This window comes from Pseudohongiella sp. O18 (assembly GCF_021729085.1).
Lineage (GTDB): Bacteria > Pseudomonadota > Gammaproteobacteria > Pseudomonadales > Pseudohongiellaceae > Pseudohongiella.
This window is the reverse complement of the sequence record NZ_JAJSAR010000001.1, coordinates 1,596,140-1,612,625: the sequence shown is the minus strand read 5'-3', so window position 1 is coordinate 1,612,625 and position 16,486 is coordinate 1,596,140. Positions and strand designations below refer to the sequence as shown.

The 16,486-nt window shown below is 56.2% G+C and carries 13 protein-coding genes; 3 read left to right on the top strand and 10 right to left on the bottom strand.

Annotation, left to right across the window (positions count from 1 at the left end):
* Nucleotides 1–59: 59 nt before the first annotated feature.
* The 6 genes from LVD14_RS07105 to LVD14_RS07080 form a co-directional block, all read right to left on the bottom strand.
* On the bottom strand, nucleotides 60–659 hold the full coding sequence (locus tag LVD14_RS07105; protein WP_237133328.1) for a class I SAM-dependent methyltransferase: 600 nt from the start codon (nucleotides 657–659) through the stop codon (nucleotides 60–62).
* The gene (locus tag LVD14_RS07100; RefSeq protein WP_237133327.1) at nucleotides 656–1,630 is read right to left on the bottom strand and encodes a calcium/sodium antiporter; all 975 of its coding nucleotides are present in this window, start codon (nucleotides 1,628–1,630) and stop codon (nucleotides 656–658) included. Before LVD14_RS07100 ends, LVD14_RS07105 begins: the two co-directional genes overlap by 4 nt.
* A 123-nt stretch (nucleotides 1,631–1,753) precedes the next feature.
* Entirely contained in the window at nucleotides 1,754–4,324 is a 2,571-nt protein-coding gene (locus LVD14_RS07095) for a phosphoenolpyruvate carboxylase (protein WP_237133326.1), read from the bottom strand.
* Nucleotides 4,324–5,607, bottom strand: coding sequence for an MFS transporter (locus LVD14_RS07090; RefSeq protein ID WP_237133325.1), 1,284 nt, complete (start codon nucleotides 5,605–5,607; stop codon nucleotides 4,324–4,326). The genes LVD14_RS07095 and LVD14_RS07090 overlap by 1 nt, the downstream gene beginning before the upstream one ends.
* Before the next feature lie 22 nt (nucleotides 5,608–5,629).
* Nucleotides 5,630–6,226: a 5'-deoxynucleotidase gene (gene yfbR, locus LVD14_RS07085; RefSeq protein ID WP_237133324.1), complete on the bottom strand. Its 597-nt coding sequence runs from the start codon at nucleotides 6,224–6,226 to the stop codon at nucleotides 5,630–5,632.
* 359 nt (nucleotides 6,227–6,585) lie between these two features.
* Nucleotides 6,586–6,939 carry a helix-turn-helix domain-containing protein gene (locus LVD14_RS07080; RefSeq protein ID WP_237133323.1) on the bottom strand — a complete coding sequence of 118 codons (354 nt, stop codon included), beginning with the start codon at nucleotides 6,937–6,939 and terminating at the stop codon, nucleotides 6,586–6,588.
* Nucleotides 6,940–7,194: 255 nt separating this feature from the next.
* Between LVD14_RS07080 and LVD14_RS07075 the strand changes: the two genes are divergently transcribed.
* On the top strand, nucleotides 7,195–8,778 hold the full coding sequence (locus LVD14_RS07075) for an AbgT family transporter (RefSeq protein ID WP_237133322.1): 1,584 nt from the start codon (nucleotides 7,195–7,197) through the stop codon (nucleotides 8,776–8,778).
* Nucleotides 8,768–9,565 carry a hypothetical protein gene (locus LVD14_RS07070; RefSeq protein WP_237133321.1) on the top strand — a complete coding sequence of 266 codons (798 nt, stop codon included), beginning with the start codon at nucleotides 8,768–8,770 and terminating at the stop codon, nucleotides 9,563–9,565. The genes LVD14_RS07075 and LVD14_RS07070 overlap by 11 nt, the downstream gene beginning before the upstream one ends.
* 861 nt (nucleotides 9,566–10,426) lie before the next feature.
* Here LVD14_RS07070 and LVD14_RS07065 read toward each other — a convergent pair.
* Nucleotides 10,427–12,205: a hypothetical protein gene (locus tag LVD14_RS07065; protein ID WP_237133320.1), complete on the bottom strand. Its 1,779-nt coding sequence runs from the start codon at nucleotides 12,203–12,205 to the stop codon at nucleotides 10,427–10,429.
* Nucleotides 12,206–12,536: 331 nt separating this feature from the next.
* On the opposite strand from LVD14_RS07065, the gene LVD14_RS07060 reads away from it, so the two are divergent.
* Nucleotides 12,537–13,718: an acetyl-CoA C-acyltransferase gene (locus tag LVD14_RS07060; RefSeq protein ID WP_237133319.1), complete on the top strand. Its 1,182-nt coding sequence runs from the start codon at nucleotides 12,537–12,539 to the stop codon at nucleotides 13,716–13,718.
* 72 nt (nucleotides 13,719–13,790) lie between these two features.
* Here the strand turns inward: LVD14_RS07060 and LVD14_RS07055 are convergent, their stop codons facing one another.
* From LVD14_RS07055 to LVD14_RS07045, 3 genes are all read right to left on the bottom strand, one after another.
* Nucleotides 13,791–14,480, bottom strand: coding sequence for a response regulator (locus tag LVD14_RS07055; RefSeq protein ID WP_237133441.1), 690 nt, complete (start codon nucleotides 14,478–14,480; stop codon nucleotides 13,791–13,793).
* Between the two features lie 68 nt (nucleotides 14,481–14,548).
* Complete coding sequence (locus LVD14_RS07050; protein ID WP_237133318.1) at nucleotides 14,549–15,946, bottom strand: ATP-binding protein; 1,398 nt, start codon at nucleotides 15,944–15,946, stop codon at nucleotides 14,549–14,551.
* A gap of 103 nt (nucleotides 15,947–16,049) precedes the next feature.
* Nucleotides 16,050–16,481: a VOC family protein gene (locus LVD14_RS07045; protein WP_237133317.1), complete on the bottom strand. Its 432-nt coding sequence runs from the start codon at nucleotides 16,479–16,481 to the stop codon at nucleotides 16,050–16,052.
* Between the last annotated feature and the right edge of the window lie 5 nt (nucleotides 16,482–16,486).

Genomic DNA, 16,486 nt, shown 5'->3' with positions numbered 1-16,486 from the left:
GTAACAATCGAGCGACAGTTCGATGTCAGTTTTAAAACAGTTTTGTGGCAATCCGAACCTTAGTCGGCTTTGCTTTGACCGATCAGGCGTGCAACAGCGGCACGACTGCCATCAGGCTCATCTACCAGCCCTTCAAAATACTCGATCACTTCCAGATTGCTGGCGCTTTCCCGCAGCTCACCTGGCGCAGCCCGGAATCGCGTGCCACCTGGCCCCGATACTGCTTCGTCGGACTGCAGGTGGACCTCCACAATAAGGAATGCACCAGGTATCAACCGTTCAACAAGAGAGGGAATGATCGACAGATTCAGGTAGCGCAGGACACTTATCAGGTGGAATCCATTCAACGTGCCCGGCAGAGGCCCATCTAGATCATGCGCATGCCACCGGATGCTGGACAGTCCTGCCTGTCTCGCCATGTCTGCACCCAGTGCCAGCGCTGTTTCCGAGATATCCACGGCATCCACCTGATAGCCGCAGGATGCCAGATACATGGCGTTGCGGCCGGCCCCGCAGGCCAGATCCAGCGCCCTGCCGTTGACAGGGAGCGTGCCGATCAGATTCAGAGCCTGCACCAGGAATGGGGATGGATAGTTGCGCGTTGCGTAAGCCCCGTCTCGGTATCTGGCGTCCCACTTTTCTTTATCTGCCTGACTCACGGTGTTGGTGCCATGCTGGTGATCAGGTACACGGTGTAGGCCACATAGGACAACAGGAACATAGCACCAACGCCGCGCGAGATGCGCTTGGCAAAGAAGAAAATTGGCAGACAGAGCAGCGATGCCGCAATCATGACGGGTATGTCCAGCCGCAAGGCCGACGAGGCGACATCAACGCCGTCAGGCGAAATCATGCTGGAAAGGCCCAGTACGGCAAGAATATTAAAGAGGTTACTACCGACGACGTTACCAACCGCAATATCCCGTTCACCACGAATACTGGCGACCACCGAAGTGGCGAGCTCCGGCATTGAGGTGCCAGCTGCCACAATCGTCAGCCCAATAACCAGCTCGCTGACACCGAATGTCTGGGCAATCTGGACGGCACTGTCGACCAGCCAGCGTGAACCGAGTACCAGCAGTATCAGACCACCCGCAATCCACGCCAGATTGGCAAGCGTGTTCGCCGACTTACCGGCTGTAACGACGTCACCACCGGTGATTTCTGTCATGGCCACATCAGTCGGCGCTTTTTTGCTCAGCCAGATCAATCCGGCTGTATAGACAACAACACCAGAGAACAGTATCAAGCCATCAAACCCGGACACCCGACCATCTAGTGCCATCAGCAGCAGCACAATCGCAGCCAGTATCATCAAGGGTACATCCAGTTTTACCAGATTAGATGCCACGACAAGCGGTGCCACCAGAGCAGAAAGGCCGAGGATGGCGAGAATATTGAAAGTATTGCTGCCAACCACATTGCCCAGCGCGATATCCGCCTGACCGCTCAGCGCAGCGCCGATGCTGACCGCCATTTCCGGAGCGCTGGTCCCAAAAGCCACCACGGTTAGACCGATAACCAGAGGAGTGATACCCAGTCCTGCCGCCAATCGGGATGCACCTCGCACCAACGCCTCCGCACCCAGCACCAGCAACACCAAACCAGCAATCAATACCACGTAAGCCATAAGCCCCCCCTTTCAGTCAGATCCGCGCGCTCAGTTGGCATGGATACACCAACCGGGCGCGCTCATTCTGTTTTAAGCGAGCGCCTGATTCAATACGGCCAGCCAGCACAATTTATCTATCAATCAGGCCGAATTACGAGCCGCATTGATATTACCGAACAGGGTTCTGACAACCATTTTTTCGTACATTGCCAGGCGCTGCTGGTCGTCCTGCTCACGCGCTTCGCGAATCCTTATAAGTGCGTACTGCTGAATGGTCAGCAACGGCAGGACCACTTCTTCTCGCAACTTGATACTTAAACGGCTGCGCGCATTGTCCTGCAGCAACTCCTGCTGGCCTGCCACTTTCAGCACCATCTCGCGGCTCAGCAGAAACTCCTGGTAAATATCCTGCCAGAACGCACCAAAACGTTTGTCGCTCTCCATATAACGGGTCAGTGCGAAGTTGGTCTTGCTCATGCTTTGCATGCTGTTGGATATCAGCGCGCGGAAAAAACGTGATTTCTGATAGAGGTCCAGGCAGGCATCCAGACGCCCCAATTCCTCCTGGGCCTTCAGTGCCGAACCAAGACCATAGAAGCCAGGCACGTTCTGCTTGAGCTGGCTCCACGAGCCAACAAATGGAATGGCACGCAGGTCCTCGAATTTCATGGCACCGCCACCACCCCGTTTGGAGGGTCGACTGCCGATATTGGCCATGGCGTAGTACTTCAGCGTACTCATCTCTTCGAGATAAGGCATGAACAGCTCATGCTGCTTGAATGCTTCGTACTTGGCATAACTGCGCTCGGCCAGATCGCGAATCAGATTGCGTTGCAGATCATCCAGTTCACGGTCCGGACGCTCTATCAGGTTATTCTCCAGACCCGCAGTCAGCAGCTGACTCAGATTGTGTTTGGCTGCAGCCTTGATACCATAATAGGAGCTGATGGTCTGCCCCTGCACAGTCATCTGAATCTGATTGCTTTCTATGGTCCGGCCATGCGCGGCGTAGAAAAGATAGGCGTCACCACCACCTCTGGCGGGCGGACCACCGCGCCCGTCGAAGAATATGACTTCCACGCCCTGCTCCCGCGACACCGCGGTGATGTCTTCTTTCGCCGAATAGATCGCCCAGTTGGCCATCAGGTAACCACCGTCCTTGGTACCGTCGGAGAAGCCAAGCATTACCGTCTGACGCTGACGCCGCTGTCCCAGGTGTGCCTTATAGGCTTCAGTCCGATAGAGACTTTGCATGGAGGCGCCACCATGCTGAAGATCATTGACCGTTTCAAACAGGGGCACGATATCTACCGTGATGGGTTGATCGCCCCATCCACACAGACGGAACAGCGCCAGTACGCGCGCCACATCGACGGGCCCCCGGCAATTACTGATGATATATCGATGAGCACCGCGCTCACCGTTACTGAGCTGGATATGACGAATCACCTCAAATGACTCAATAGTGTCCCGTATCACCGGGTCGTCAAACTGGCTGGGATCAACATCACCATGACAATTAAACAACGCGGCCACTTGTGCGTCTTCACTCAGATCATCGAAATCTTCCGGCAACAGCCCTGGTTGTTTCTCTGCAATCTCTGTCAGCGTGCGGGCAATAACGCGGCTGTCCTGGCGGATATCAAGGCTGGCAAAATGGAAGCCGAACAGCGTCAGCTTGCGACGGAAAGACTGGATCATCTCAACGTACATGCCCTGGTGTTTTTCAACGACACGGGCTTCAACCTCATCCAGTGTTCTGTAGATATCGCGCAACAGAATGTTTTCGTGTTCGAGACTGCCCGCCAGCTCCTCACGAATTTGTTTTTCCAGTTTATCCAGCGGCTCGTATACATCACGGAAACTCAGGCGACGCTTCATTGCCCGCAGGTCCTGGTGATAGCACTGCATGATGGTCTGACGCAGCCGCGCGGCCACACGCAACGTTGTATCCGTAGTAACAAAAGGGTTGCCGTCGCGGTCGCCACCCGGCCAGAAACCAATACTGATCAGCTCGGCGTTGGTATTGATGGCATCGGGAAAGCGCTGTGCCAGCGGATCGACGAGCTCACCGATGCTTGAATAGAAAATATTGCCCAGATACCAGGTCAGCAGCACAGCCTCGTCGTACGGCGAGGGTTTTTCTTTCTGGAAGAAAGGTGTATTACCCAGTTGTTGCAGCAGATCTCGCACCTCTCCGGTGCGTGCCTGCGAAATGGCCTGATTGAGATCGGAGATGATAGCCAGCACCTGTCCCGGATAGAACTGTGTCGGGTGTGCCGTCAGCACCACGCGCACACCAAAATTGCGCAGCAGCGCCGCAAGCCTGTCCGCGCGACCCTCATCTTCCGCCCGCTCAGCGAGACGAGTCAGTGCGTTTTTGTTGTCGATCTGGTGAATCTTTGTATAGGACGCATCCTCCAGAGCATCAATCAATACGACCTGGCGCTCGACGTACTGAATGATCTTGAACAGAAACTGTACCTGTTCCCGCTCGGAGAAATGATCGCGATGCTGTTCAAAGAACTTCTCGATAATTTCAACCGGGGTCCGGCCTTCTGACAGCCCGTCTGCACAGGCTTCTGACAGCAACGGCAACAATGTTCCCGTCTGTTCAATGGCGTCGAGTGGTAATTTCAGAAACAGGCTGCTGTAGAGCTGGTAGTTAAGGCCTACCAATTCTTCGAACAACCGGGCGGGATCATTACTCATCACAGGTCAATTTCCTTGTCTGAAGTCTTGTTCCGATTGATTCTCTGGCGCGGTGACGTATTCATGGGATACGAGAATAGTAACAGTATCAGTGCAACAGTGATCACCAGGGCGCTGGTCCCGAACAGTGACTCCGCCGTTGCACCATTGTCGATAAAATATCCGTAAAGGATAGGTGATACCGACGTGCTGAACACCATCAGCGCCATATTCATGGACCGGATCGCACCAAGTCGCGCTGTGCCGTATACCTTTGGCCACAACCACCCGGTGATCGGCGATCCACTGCCAGCTGAAATACCCAGCAGTGACAGCATCACCAGCGCTGCAATGTCACCCGGCATATAGGCCGCGACCAGTATGCTGCAAAGCGTAGGCGCGACAATGGTCGGCAGCAACCACGCACTTTTCAGCCGATCCACCAGCACACCCATCACCATCGAGCTCAGCCAGTGTACAACGCCATAGACGATAAAGCAGCTGGCCAGCCAGCTGACACTCCATCCCTTGCTGTCGACCAGAAAGTTCTGGTGAATAAAAACACCTGTGATTATGAAGGGATTGACCATGATGCCAGGCAACGCCAGCCAATAGCGATAGTCGGTCAGTAGCTCACGGCGTCCTGCATCTTCAGGGGAGCCAAGCTCACTGCTGACCGGTGCCGCTGCTCCTGAGACGCGTCGCGTATCTCCTGCACTCAGACCGGTAATCTTAAGCAGTAGCAGCATTGTCGGAATCAAAACGAATGCAACACCGAGTGCGAGCAGTTGAAAAGTGCCCTGCCAGCCAAGCGCGGCAATCAGTGCCACCGCCAAAATGGGAAGCACGATTTCACCAAGCGGAACCGCCGACATGGCCAGGCTGATGGCCTTGCCGCGCCCATCGCTGAAATAGCGCGACATGGTTGTCATGCCGGTATGCGGCAGCAAAGACTGGCCAAACAGGCGCAGCAGAAAAAAGCTGAGCAGCAGCATCAACAGGTTCTGTGACAGCGACAGACCCAGCATCGCAATGCACAGCCCCAGGCTGATAAACAGACAGAAGCGGCGCAGTGGCATACGATCAATCAGACCGCCAGCCCACACTACAACAATAGCCGCACCCAGCGTTGCCAGTGAGTAAGCACTGCCATACGCGCCCGCACTAAGTCCCAGGTCGCGCTGTATTTCCGCGCCAAACCAGGCGACGAAAAACGACTGGCCAAAGTTACCCCAGAATACAGCTGTAAATCCGAAAGCCAGCAGCGGCCAGTTGCGCCGGATGAACCCAAGGTAAGACATCATGTCGTGCTCGATAGTCGATGACTCATTTCAACAATTCATCCAGGGTCAAACCGTAGCTGGGAGCAAAGGTATCCAGAAAATACTTCACTTCTGGCGCGTCAATCCGGTCAAGACGCGCCCGGACATCCTTTTCTGCCTGTCGAAACTCCGGGTTACCCGCCTGCACCTCGGCTTTGCATTTGAGATAGGCACAGATCGTGTCAGCTGACTTGATGATGGCGTGATAGTCAGGCGGTATTTCTGCCTCAACCAGCACCTTGCGGAAGTCTGCCTGCAGATCGGCAGGCAACAGGTTCAGCAGCTCATGGTCGGCCTGATGCTCGATAGCCTTATAGGCCCGGGTGATTTCTGGCGAGTGATATTTGATCGGCGACGGCATGTCACCAGTGATGACTTCACTGCAATCGTGGTACAGCGCAGCAACGACCACCGCGTTGACGTCGACCGTGCCACCAAAGAACCGGTTCTTGGCCAGTGCCAGCACATGCGCAATGGTCGCAACCTCCCAGCTGTGCTCCATGACGTTCTCGGCGATGACATTGCGCTTCATGCCCCAGCGTTGTAACCAGCGCAATTTGCTGATGTAGGCGTAAAAGTGACTTCTGAGTGCTTGTACCATGATTTAACCTGTTTTCCTGATCATTCACCCATGTGGGGCTGCGTACTTCGCCGACCATGCTAGAATGCGTCATCTGACCGACGGGCTATCCTATGACCGAGCACAACGCACCGCAAACTTCTTTTTGGCAGCGCCTGCGAAGTGGCCATGTATCTCTGGCCTTAAAGTACTGGACATTGTACTGGATTATGGCAGTGATTTTTTTTGTCACCGGCAGTTTTGCTGTCGCAGATCGTAACTGGCAAGTCTATTTGATGTTGCTGGGAGGGGTAGTCGCGTGGTCGTTTGTGCTGCTGTTTGGCATCCGCCGCGCCTATCAGGGCTCGGACCCGGGCAAGGCCATCAGTCGCATTTCCGTATTATTTCTTCTTCTTAATCTCACCAACGCCCTGGCGACTCTGAGCTTTATCTGAACGCAGAGTTCGTGCCGGTTGCTCGTGTATCATCGCTGGCTGCCCAGGCTGGCCGGCAGGCTCATTTTTGGCAGCACTGTAATGCCTGACAGGCATGTCAGTTGGGAACAGATCCGCAACATCTACCCGAAACGCACGACACAGCTGTTCCAGTGTCTGAAGTGTGACGTTCTGGTCTTCATTCTCGATGCGCATGATGGTTGACTGCGCCACACCCAGTTTGCGGGCAAATGCCCGCTGGGTCGCCTCGCCCCGGCGACTGCGCACGTAATTCGCCAGTCTGTAACGCAAATGAACCATATGTGGTTTATACTGCTAGTAACGAACCACATGCGGTTCAGAGCCAGCAATTTTCTACCAGCAGGAAGCAACCGGTGGAGAACGAGAGGGCGACGGGCAGCCAATTCCCGTCGTCCTCTTTTTTTACGTGCCAAGCTGCACTATTCTTGCCAGATACGTGCGACAGCGAAACAAGCTCAATACAGGCGTATGACAAGCACACACTGCTAGAACAATAAACTCACAGGCTCTGACCTACTGGCACAGGAATTCAGCATGGCCCAAACTCCGTCCGATCAGACACCTCCCGAGCAGACACGGCAACCCGGCATCCTGGGTTGGATAGAACACACCGGCAACCGACTGCCCGACCCTGCATTCATCTTCCTGTGGCTGATACTGGCGATCATGGTAATCAGCGTGATTGCTGCCATGATGGGCGTCTCTGCAGTGCACCCGACGCAGGTGCAGGCCGACGGCAGCCCATTGATCATCAGTGCTGCCAGTCTGCTGTCACCCGAGAACATCCAGCGGTTGCTGGTTGAAATGCCAACAACGTTTACGCACTTTCACCCGCTCGGATACGTCCTGGTTGTGATGTTGGGTGCAGGTGTTGCTGAGCGCAGCGGACTGTTTGGCACGGTCATGAGCAGTGCGGTCAAGATGGCTCCAGCGGCTCTGTTGACGCCTGTCGTGGCTCTGCTGGCAATGATCGGCAACCTCGCAGCCGACGCTGCTTACGTGGTCTTGATTCCTTTGGCGGGCGTGGTGTTCGCCGCTGCGGGCAGACACCCGATCGCAGGCATTGCCGCCGGTTTTGCTGGCGTGTCGGGTGGTTTCTCAGCCAACCTGATGCCCGGGCAGCTGGACGCACTACTGTTTGGTATTACCGAAGCTGCTGTGCAGACGCTGGATCAGAGCTGGGTAATGAACATCGCCGGCAACTGGTATTTCATCGCTGCGATGACGCTGATTTATCTGCCTGTCATCTGGTATATCACCGACAAAATCATCGAGCCCCGGCTGGGAACACTCAAGGGCAACGCGGTCAGCAGCACCGCCGGCACCATCAAGAATGCCGAGGAGCCTGCTACAGAAGCCGAGAGCCGTGGCATGCGTCGCGCCGGCCTGTCTGCACTCGCCGTGATCGGAGTCTGGCTGCTGCTGTGCTTCGCCCCGGGCACCCCATTGATCAACGAAGACGGCGGCCCCGCGCGCCTGCAGCCATTTTATCAGTCACTGGTTGCCGGCTTTTTCATACTTTTCCTCGCCTGCGGCTGGGCCTACGGCAGTGCCACCGGTACGGTCAAAAGCCATCGTGATGTTGTCACCATGATGTCCGAGGCCATGGCTGACCTGTCCTACTATCTGGTACTGGCATTCGCAGCAGCGCACTTCGTTGCCATGTTCAACTGGTCGAATCTGGGTTTGATTTTTGCCATCAATGGCGCTGGTCTCATCCAGTCAGTAAACATGCCAATGCCGTTGCTGGTCAGCTTCATTGTCCTGTTGACCGGCATGATCAACCTGTTCATTGGCTCCGCAAGCTCCAAATGGGCTTTGCTGGCACCGGTTCTGGTACCCATGCTAATGCTGCTGGGCATCAGCCCAGAGATGGCCACAGCTGCTTACCGCGTGGGTGATGGCGCCACCAATATCATCACACCGCTGATGCCCTACTTCCCACTGATTCTGGCTTTCTGTCAACGCTGGAACAAGGAGTTTGGCCTCGGTTCGCTGGCAGCGACCATGATCCCCTACAGTATCTGGATGATGATCACCGGTCTGATCTTGGCCGTGATCTGGATCTGGCTGGGGCTGCCACTGGGACCAGGTGCAGGCACTGAGTATGCTCTGTAAATACTCTACCCAGAAAACACGAATCGGCTACATGACTCTGTTCGTCGCGCTGGCGTTGCTGTCACTCAGCAGCAACGCAGCGCAGCCCGATACGGCTGATACTTTCCAGGAGTGGAGCGCAGAGACACGTACCTCACTGAGCTTTCAGGTCAATGCCGAGGCAGTTAAACCCTTACTGGCAGACGGCTGGGTGGTGCCGGTTGTCGCAGAAAACCCAGACCGGGTCAACCTGACGGTTACCTTCATGGATCGCCACATCGTGCTGGATGCAGATGGTGACGCAATCGGCTCGGGCACCAGCCGTTACATGGTGATGTCGGTGCAGGGACGCAACCACTCTGACGGTCAAACCAGCATTCTGATCATCAACGGCATTTCGCCAGAAGGTGCCGGCGCCTACGAGGTCTATCAAACGGCACAGGAGGCGAGCGCTCAACGATTGGTGTCGGGAAATGGTGAGCAGATGGGTGAGGTCGAAGAAACCTGGCAAATGACGGCAGAGAGCGGCGACAGCATCCGGCTGCATCTGCAGTATCAGCCAGCGGTGCCAGTGCTTCGCGAGCCAACGCTCGTCATTCGATCTGCGAAAAACACCGGCTACACGCGCACCTACAGGATAGAGCAGGCATCCGACGCGCTAGGCGTGCCAGGAGAAACCGATAGCCGACTGCAAGGCTTTGAATTTACTGCGAGAGGCCCGCTGTTCTCCCGGATCTTCGATGGCACCGAAGTGCTACAGGGCGTGACCTCCACCCCCTGGTACCACCGCGAGATCTACGTCCCCTGAAACCTTTCCCCTGGAAGAGCGTTTAAACGTCTGCAGAGATCGGGAGCGGTCCGGACGACGGGTAACAGATTACGCCCGGATCGCATCCTTTCACCTGGCGCCCGGCGGTGCGGGTCTCGACCTCGCGCGCTGCGCGGGCTCGGGACTCGAACAGTCCTACCCGCTGATCGGGCGCCACGCAAAAGGATAAACGCGCCCTGATTGGGCGTAATTCTGCTACCCGCCGCCCTACCCTTGTGCCTACTTCTGCCGAGCAGTCACAATCGCGCATGGTAGAGAACATTCTTGAACAACCGTGTTACGTCAGCTTATCCCAGGTGCCCAGGGTAGGCGTGGCGCCGCCTTTCGACGTTAACTGTTCCCCTGCACTTCAGACGTCATCGCAACTGAGGAGGCTACCACAGCGATACAGCAAATCACGCCCATGATGCTGATTTGCGCACTGTTGCTTGATGCGCCTTGCCAACCGGGAAACCGCTGTAGACGATGGCACTAGGGGCGTGTTGTGGGTGACAGAGTCCTGCCCAATCAGGGCGCGCTTTATCCTTTCCCCGCGCACCCGATCAGCGGGAGGACTGTCTGAGTCCTGAGCGGCAAAGCCGCGAAGTCGAGTTCCGCCCCGCCGGGTGCGCGGGGGAAGGATGCGATCCGGGCATGACCTGTCACCCACTACCCGAACCGATTCCCGATCCGGGCGAGATTTAATACCCACCTCTCGGACCGATTCCCGATCCGGGCGTAATCTGTTACCCGCCACACCAAAGCTCAATCGAGGTGCCGGGGACTGGGTGGCAAGGAGCGAGGAAAACCTGACGAGGACTGCCACCCAGGTTCCGGCGCCGGACGCGCTTGAGCCGGGGATCAGTCTGCCCCAGAGGCTGAAGCGGGCTCGACGAACTGCCAGCTGACCGAGCCGAAGAACATCTCATCCCAGCTCTGCTGCCCCCACGGCACCAGACGTGACGGATCCGGGTTTGCCTTGTTCTGCTCCGAGTTATCGAATGCACCGATCGCCGTGATAACCGTGCCCGCCGGCACCAGCTTTGGTTCACGCAATTGATATCGCAACTGCCAGTTGTAGTTGTAGTTGGCGATATTGATCAGCTCTTCGATGGTGCCATCCGGATAATGCGCCTCAAAGCGCATGCGCTTGCCGCGGAAATGCATGTGCGGCAGGAATGCATGCAGATAGGCATCACGTGGCACCGTTACCGATTTGGTCTGCTCGAAGTCAGGATCGAAGGGCGGAATCGACGTCCAGTCATTGGGGAAGATACAGGCGCACTGGCCCGACATGCGCTTCTCCGGCACATACCCTTCCGGATAGAACCAGATACCTATCCGGCTCTCGTCAACAGTCTCGCGGCCATTGGTTGTGTAGTGTAGTTGCAGTGCCAGACGGGAGCCAGCGCGTAGCAGACCTCCGGTATTTTCTGGTTCGTGATAGGGTGCGGCGCCAGGGATGTAAGCGGTAATGCTGGGATCATCCGGGCTGCCGCCTCCCAGGAAACGTGCTCGATCACCGGCCTCAGGTGGCAGAATACTGTTCAGTGTGTGGTGCAGCACGGTGCGGTCGCCGGCAATGTACTGGCTTGCGCGTACCCAGCGATCTTCCGTCAGTCCGTCAAATGGGACAACAACGTTGATGTAATCCAGCACACCTGTGGCGGGTATGGTCTGAGGCGGCACGTTCACAATCAGGTCAGGTTCACCGAAGGCCCATTCGGTCTCTGGCCAGGTCAACTCAGCGAGTGGGTCGCTGGGGCCATCAAAGGTGGAACCCTGCTCTATCCAGTGCACCAGCGTCTGCTGGTCTTCCGGGCTGAGCGTGTAGCTGTTGACGAAGTCACCAACGTGCGGATCGATCTGGCCTGGTGGCATGCGCTTGGTCATCAGCACTTCCCTGATCATCGGTGACCAGCCCTGTGCCATGCTGTGATTGTTCAGCGCAAACGGTGCGATGCCACTCTCGCGGTGGCAGGCAGCGCAATTCTCGGCGAGAATCGGCGCCACATCACGTGTATATGATACGGGCTCCGCCATGTTTTGGGCGCGCGCTGCGTATTCAATGGCCTCTCCTGACATGGCTACCTGAGCGCGGCTGACCGGACGCTGCGCAGCCAGATCATCCAGTGCCTCACCCAGCGCACTGACCGGTCCGCGGAACACGATACGGAAGCTGCGCGGGTCGTAGACCAGGGCCTCACCGACGATATTCAGCCCCATGGATTCCGATACGATCTGGGCATCGTCGATCAACACCGGGATATCAGAACCAGCAACAGCCTGTGAAACAGACTGTCGGTTTTGTCCCAGCGGGTTGATCATGAAAAACTGGAAGTTCTCCCGCTGTGCAGCCAGGGCCGCATATTCAGACTGCAGCGCGTCGAGTTGTGCCGCTTCATTGGTTTGAACGAGGAAAACAATGGCAGTCCGGTTGTCATACCAGCTCATGTGATGGAAATAACCATCGTGATCGAGCAGGGCAAAATCGCCTACCCGATGGCCAACCTGCCCGGCAGTCTCGAGAGTGGCCGATTGGGCATACAGTGCAGGTGTGGCAGCTAAAGACAATCCACCAACCAGCAAAGAAGCTGAGAAAAGAGACGTGAAACAGACACGACGACGAAAGGAACTCATGTGCACCTCCGGTGAACACCTGACACTCATTAAACAATAAGGACAAACGCAATCCGGACGGCAGCCTCGGCACCGGCAATACATAAGATCAACGCTTTAGACGCTATCACAGCCCCAGTCACCGCACAATCACTGGACAACGCCGTTCGGCGCTCCCCAAGAACCGCTGAACGACAGGCAGTACGACCTGTTGAAGTCCACCTCCAGCGGACCGGGTATTTGTCATTCACGGAATAATGAATTCACTCAAGGTTTCCGTTACACTTGTTTTCCCGAACAAACGCTCAGTATGAGTACCCATCCAAAAAAATGGACGAGAGAAGGACCAGTCATGAGAGAAGCCGTAATCGTAGCAACCGCCAGAACCCCAATTGGCAAGGCCTATCGGGGAGCATTCAACAACACTGAAGGCCCCACCCTGGGTGGCCATGCCATCAAGCACGCCGTGCAGCGCGCCGGCATTGCGCCGGATGAAGTCGATGACGTGGTAATGGGTTGTGCTGTTCAGCAGGGCACGACTGGCTATAACATCGGCCGACTGGCCTCGGTTGCCGCCGGCCTTCCCAACACCGTTGCAGGTATGAGTATGGACCGCCAGTGTGCCTCAGGCATGATGGCCATCTGTACCGCCGCCAAGCAGGTTATCAGCGACAACATGGACATCGTTGTGGGCGCAGGCATGGAGTCCATCAGCCTGGTGCAGAACGACCATCGCAACAAATTCCGCACCGTTGATGAGAACGTACTGGCGATTTCCCAGCACGCCTACATGCCAATGCTGCAAACTGCCGAAGTCGTGGCCAAGCGCTATGGCATCAGCCGTGAGGCACAGGATGAGTACAGCCTGCAGAGCCAGCAGCGCACAGCAGCTGCCCAGGCAGCCGGCAAGTTTGACGATGAAATTGTTCCCATGGAATCAGTCATGGGTGTAATGAACAAGGAAACCGGTGAAATCAGCTACAAAAACGTAAAGCTGGAGAAAGACGAAGGCAACCGGCCGGAAACAAATATAGAGGGCCTTGCTGGGCTCAAACCTGTTATCGAAGGCGGCTTCATCACCGCAGGTAATGCCAGCCAGTTGTCAGATGGCTCGTCTGCCAGCGTTGTCATGGAAGCCAGAGAAGCCGAGAAGCGCGGCCTGACGCCTCTGGGCGCCTATCGTGGCATGGCCGTGGCTGGCTGTGATCCGGATGAGATGGGCATCGGTCCGGTGTTCGCGATTCCGAAACTGCTGCAGCGTTTCAACCTGAAAATGGACGATATCGGCCTTTGGGAGCTGAACGAAGCGTTTGCCGTGCAGGTGCTGTACTGCCGTGACAAACTGGGCATCCCCAACGAACTGCTCAACGTTAACGGTGGTGCGATTTCAATTGGTCACCCTTACGGCATGAGCGGTGCCCGTATGGTTGGTCACGCACTGATCGAAGGCAAGCGCCGCGGCGCCAAGTATGTTGTCTGCACCATGTGTATTGGTGGCGGCATGGGCGCGGCAGGCCTGTTCGAAGTATTCTGAGACTAAGCCTGATACAAGGCAAAGTTACAAAATCAGGCCCACGGGAATGCTTTCCGTGGGCCTGATTTTATTTCAGGGTTCGTATTTGTAGCCGACGCCATATACCGAATGAATCAGATCCTTGTCGGGGTAGGCCTGCTCCAGCTTCCGGCGCAGATTGCGGATATGACTGTCAACGGCACGGTCGGTCACTACGCGATGATCCACATAGGCATGATCAAGTAACTGGTCGCGGGAAAACACCCGACCGGGCGCAGCGACCATGGTTTTGAGCAGCCTCATCTCAACGGGCGTCACTGCCAGCGACTTGCCGTTCAGCGACACCGTATAGGCCTCCTCATCGATAATCAGGCCTTCCTGGCTACTGTTCGCCGGTTCCTGGCGACCTACTCGACGCAGGATGGCCTTGACGCGTGACACCAGTTCACGCGGACTGAAGGGTTTGCACAAATAGTCATCTGCACCCAGTTCCAGCCCCAGCAGCCTGTCGATTTCCTCAACGCGCGCCGTCACCATGATGACCGGAACATCGCTGAAAGTTCGCAACTCCCGACAGACATCCAGGCCATCACGTCCGGGCAGCATCAAATCGAGTACGATCAGCGCAGGTGGCTGTTGTCGTACGACCGTCAACACCTCATTGCCATGATCGACGATGCGGGTCATGTAGCCCGAGGCTTCCAGATAGTCCTTCATCAGACTGCTGAGCCTGGGCTCGTCTTCAACGATCAGTATCAATGGAGACTCTGCGGTCGACGCCATAGAAGAGGCATTATCAGATGCGTTAGTTTGCTCAGTCATAACCTGGCTCAGTCATAGACAGTTGTGGTTCAGCTTCGATTGACCGGGAAGCGAATGGTCAGACACAAACCACCCAGCTCGGAGTGACTTGCCTGTATTGTCCCGTCATGTCCCTCGACGATTTTTTTGCAGATCGCCAGCCCCAGACCTGCCCCGCCGCGGGCACGGTTGCGCGACGTCTCCACGCGGAACAGACGGTCAAACAGTGAATTTAAAAGTGGCGCCGGTACACCTGGGGGGGAGTCCTGGATGACAATAACAAGCTCGTCGTCCTGTTGAGTTGCCTCTAGCCTGAGTACCCCGCCCGCATCCGTGTATTTGAGCACATTCTCCAACAGGTTATTGAACAGCTGTCTCAAACGGCCACCATCAGCCAGAATCATCAGCGGCTCTTCTGCCATGTCGTATTGGACATCAATCTTCTGCGCTGCAAGACGGGGCCGATACTGCAGCAGGGCATCAGAAAGCACGTCGCGCAGGTCCTGTGGCTCCTTGCGATAACTCAGTGCGCCCAGGTCAGCCAGGGAGAGGTCGTAGAGATCGTCCACCAGCTGACTCAGCGCCAGCACTTCTGTCTGCAGCGATCGAATGCTCTGACCGTCCAACTTGCGAACACCATCCTCAAGCGCTTCCAGCTCGCCTTTCAGAATCGACAGGGGAGTGCGTAGCTCGTGAGAAACATCCGCCATAAAGTTCTTGCGCAGCTTTTCATTCTTTTTCAGTGACAGAGCCAGCAGGTTGAAATCGTCAGCCAGCCGTCCGAGCTCATCGCGGGAATTCAATTGGATGCGGTGTTCGTAATCTCCCACTGCCAGACGTCGCGTGCCACTGGCGATCAGCCTTACTGGCTGCATCAACAGCCGCGCCAGCACGGTGGCAACTACGGCAGCCAGCAGCAGCGAAAGCCCACTGATCACCCAGGTAGCCTGACGCTGCTGCGCCTCAAAGGCCTTGGCAGCGGCAGAGCTGACCTGTGTAAACGGCAACAGCGCCACATGCCCCACTAATTCTCCATTAACAGTGACTGCGCGAAGGTTTTCTATGTCAACCGTATCCAGGCGGGCGCCTGCCAGGTAATCAAGCTCAGCGTCGAGCAGGCTGATACGAATATTGAGACCCAGCAGCGTTTCGTCAGCCGGGCCATCGGACTCATCCACACCGCTGGGGCCCAGATCCATTGCACGCATCAAACTGTACCAGGCGCCGCGCTGTCTTCCGCGCAGAAAATCCCAGCCGCCGTTTTCTTCATAGGCCTGGGCCAGAACGGGGATCAATCGTTCTACGCGTTGCTGCTCCTGCTGACTCAGATAGCCGATAAAGCCACGCGCAAAACTTGCCTGCATGGCAATAGCCATGGCCAGCGCCACCACTACACTGGTGGCAAACAGTCCCAAAAACAGTTTTGCCGTTACACCCGGTCTGATCAATGCCCTGCTCCGTCAATATTCGACCGCACATTAAGGCCGATGCTCAGGGCATAATCAATACCACCAATAACGATGTCACAAATATTCCTGAATTCCTGCACATTTACACGGCAAACAGCTGTGTTTCGATATCTGCAAATGCCTTGAATTCAAGCGCATTGCCGGATGGATCCATGAAAAACAGCGTAGCCTGCTCACCCGGCTGCCCTTTGAATCGGACATAGGGTTCAATAATGAACTGCGTGTCCAGCGCGCGCAGTTTGGCTGCCAGCGCCTCCCAGTCAGGCAGGGTCAGGACCACGCCGAAATGCGGCACTGGCACACCATGCCCGTCCACATGATTGTTCATCTGGTTTACCTGACCATCGCGGCCAATTCGGGGATTCAGGTGCACAACAAGCTGATGACCAAACAGGTTGTAATCAATCCATTGGTCAGAGCTGCGGCCCTGCGGCAGACCGAGACGATTGCCATAAAATTCACGTGCCTCGTCAAGGTCTCGCACCTGTATTGCCAGATGAAAGGGTGTCAGCATGGGCT

What these genes read in the sequence shown, in the direction of transcription:
- LVD14_RS07070 (WP_237133321.1), top strand. Translation starts at nt 8,768, where the DNA reads ATGCTCTGTAAATACTCTACCCAGAAAACACGAATCGGCTACATGACT.
- LVD14_RS07090 (WP_237133325.1), bottom strand. Translation starts at nt 5,607, where the DNA reads ATGATGTCTTACCTTGGGTTCATCCGGCGCAACTGGCCGCTGCTGGCT.
- yfbR (WP_237133324.1), bottom strand. Translation starts at nt 6,226, where the DNA reads ATGGTACAAGCACTCAGAAGTCACTTTTACGCCTACATCAGCAAATTG.
- LVD14_RS07065 (WP_237133320.1), bottom strand. Translation starts at nt 12,205, where the DNA reads ATGAGTTCCTTTCGTCGTCGTGTCTGTTTCACGTCTCTTTTCTCAGCT.
- LVD14_RS07045 (WP_237133317.1), bottom strand. Translation starts at nt 16,481, where the DNA reads ATGCTGACACCCTTTCATCTGGCAATACAGGTGCGAGACCTTGACGAG.
- LVD14_RS07095 (WP_237133326.1), bottom strand. Translation starts at nt 4,324, where the DNA reads ATGAGTAATGATCCCGCCCGGTTGTTCGAAGAATTGGTAGGCCTTAAC.
- LVD14_RS07100 (WP_237133327.1), bottom strand. Translation starts at nt 1,630, where the DNA reads ATGGCTTACGTGGTATTGATTGCTGGTTTGGTGTTGCTGGTGCTGGGT.
- LVD14_RS07060 (WP_237133319.1), top strand. Translation starts at nt 12,537, where the DNA reads ATGAGAGAAGCCGTAATCGTAGCAACCGCCAGAACCCCAATTGGCAAG.
- LVD14_RS07055 (WP_237133441.1), bottom strand. Translation starts at nt 14,480, where the DNA reads ATGGCGTCGACCGCAGAGTCTCCATTGATACTGATCGTTGAAGACGAG.
- LVD14_RS07075 (WP_237133322.1), top strand. Translation starts at nt 7,195, where the DNA reads ATGGCCCAAACTCCGTCCGATCAGACACCTCCCGAGCAGACACGGCAA.
- LVD14_RS07080 (WP_237133323.1), bottom strand. Translation starts at nt 6,939, where the DNA reads ATGGTTCATTTGCGTTACAGACTGGCGAATTACGTGCGCAGTCGCCGG.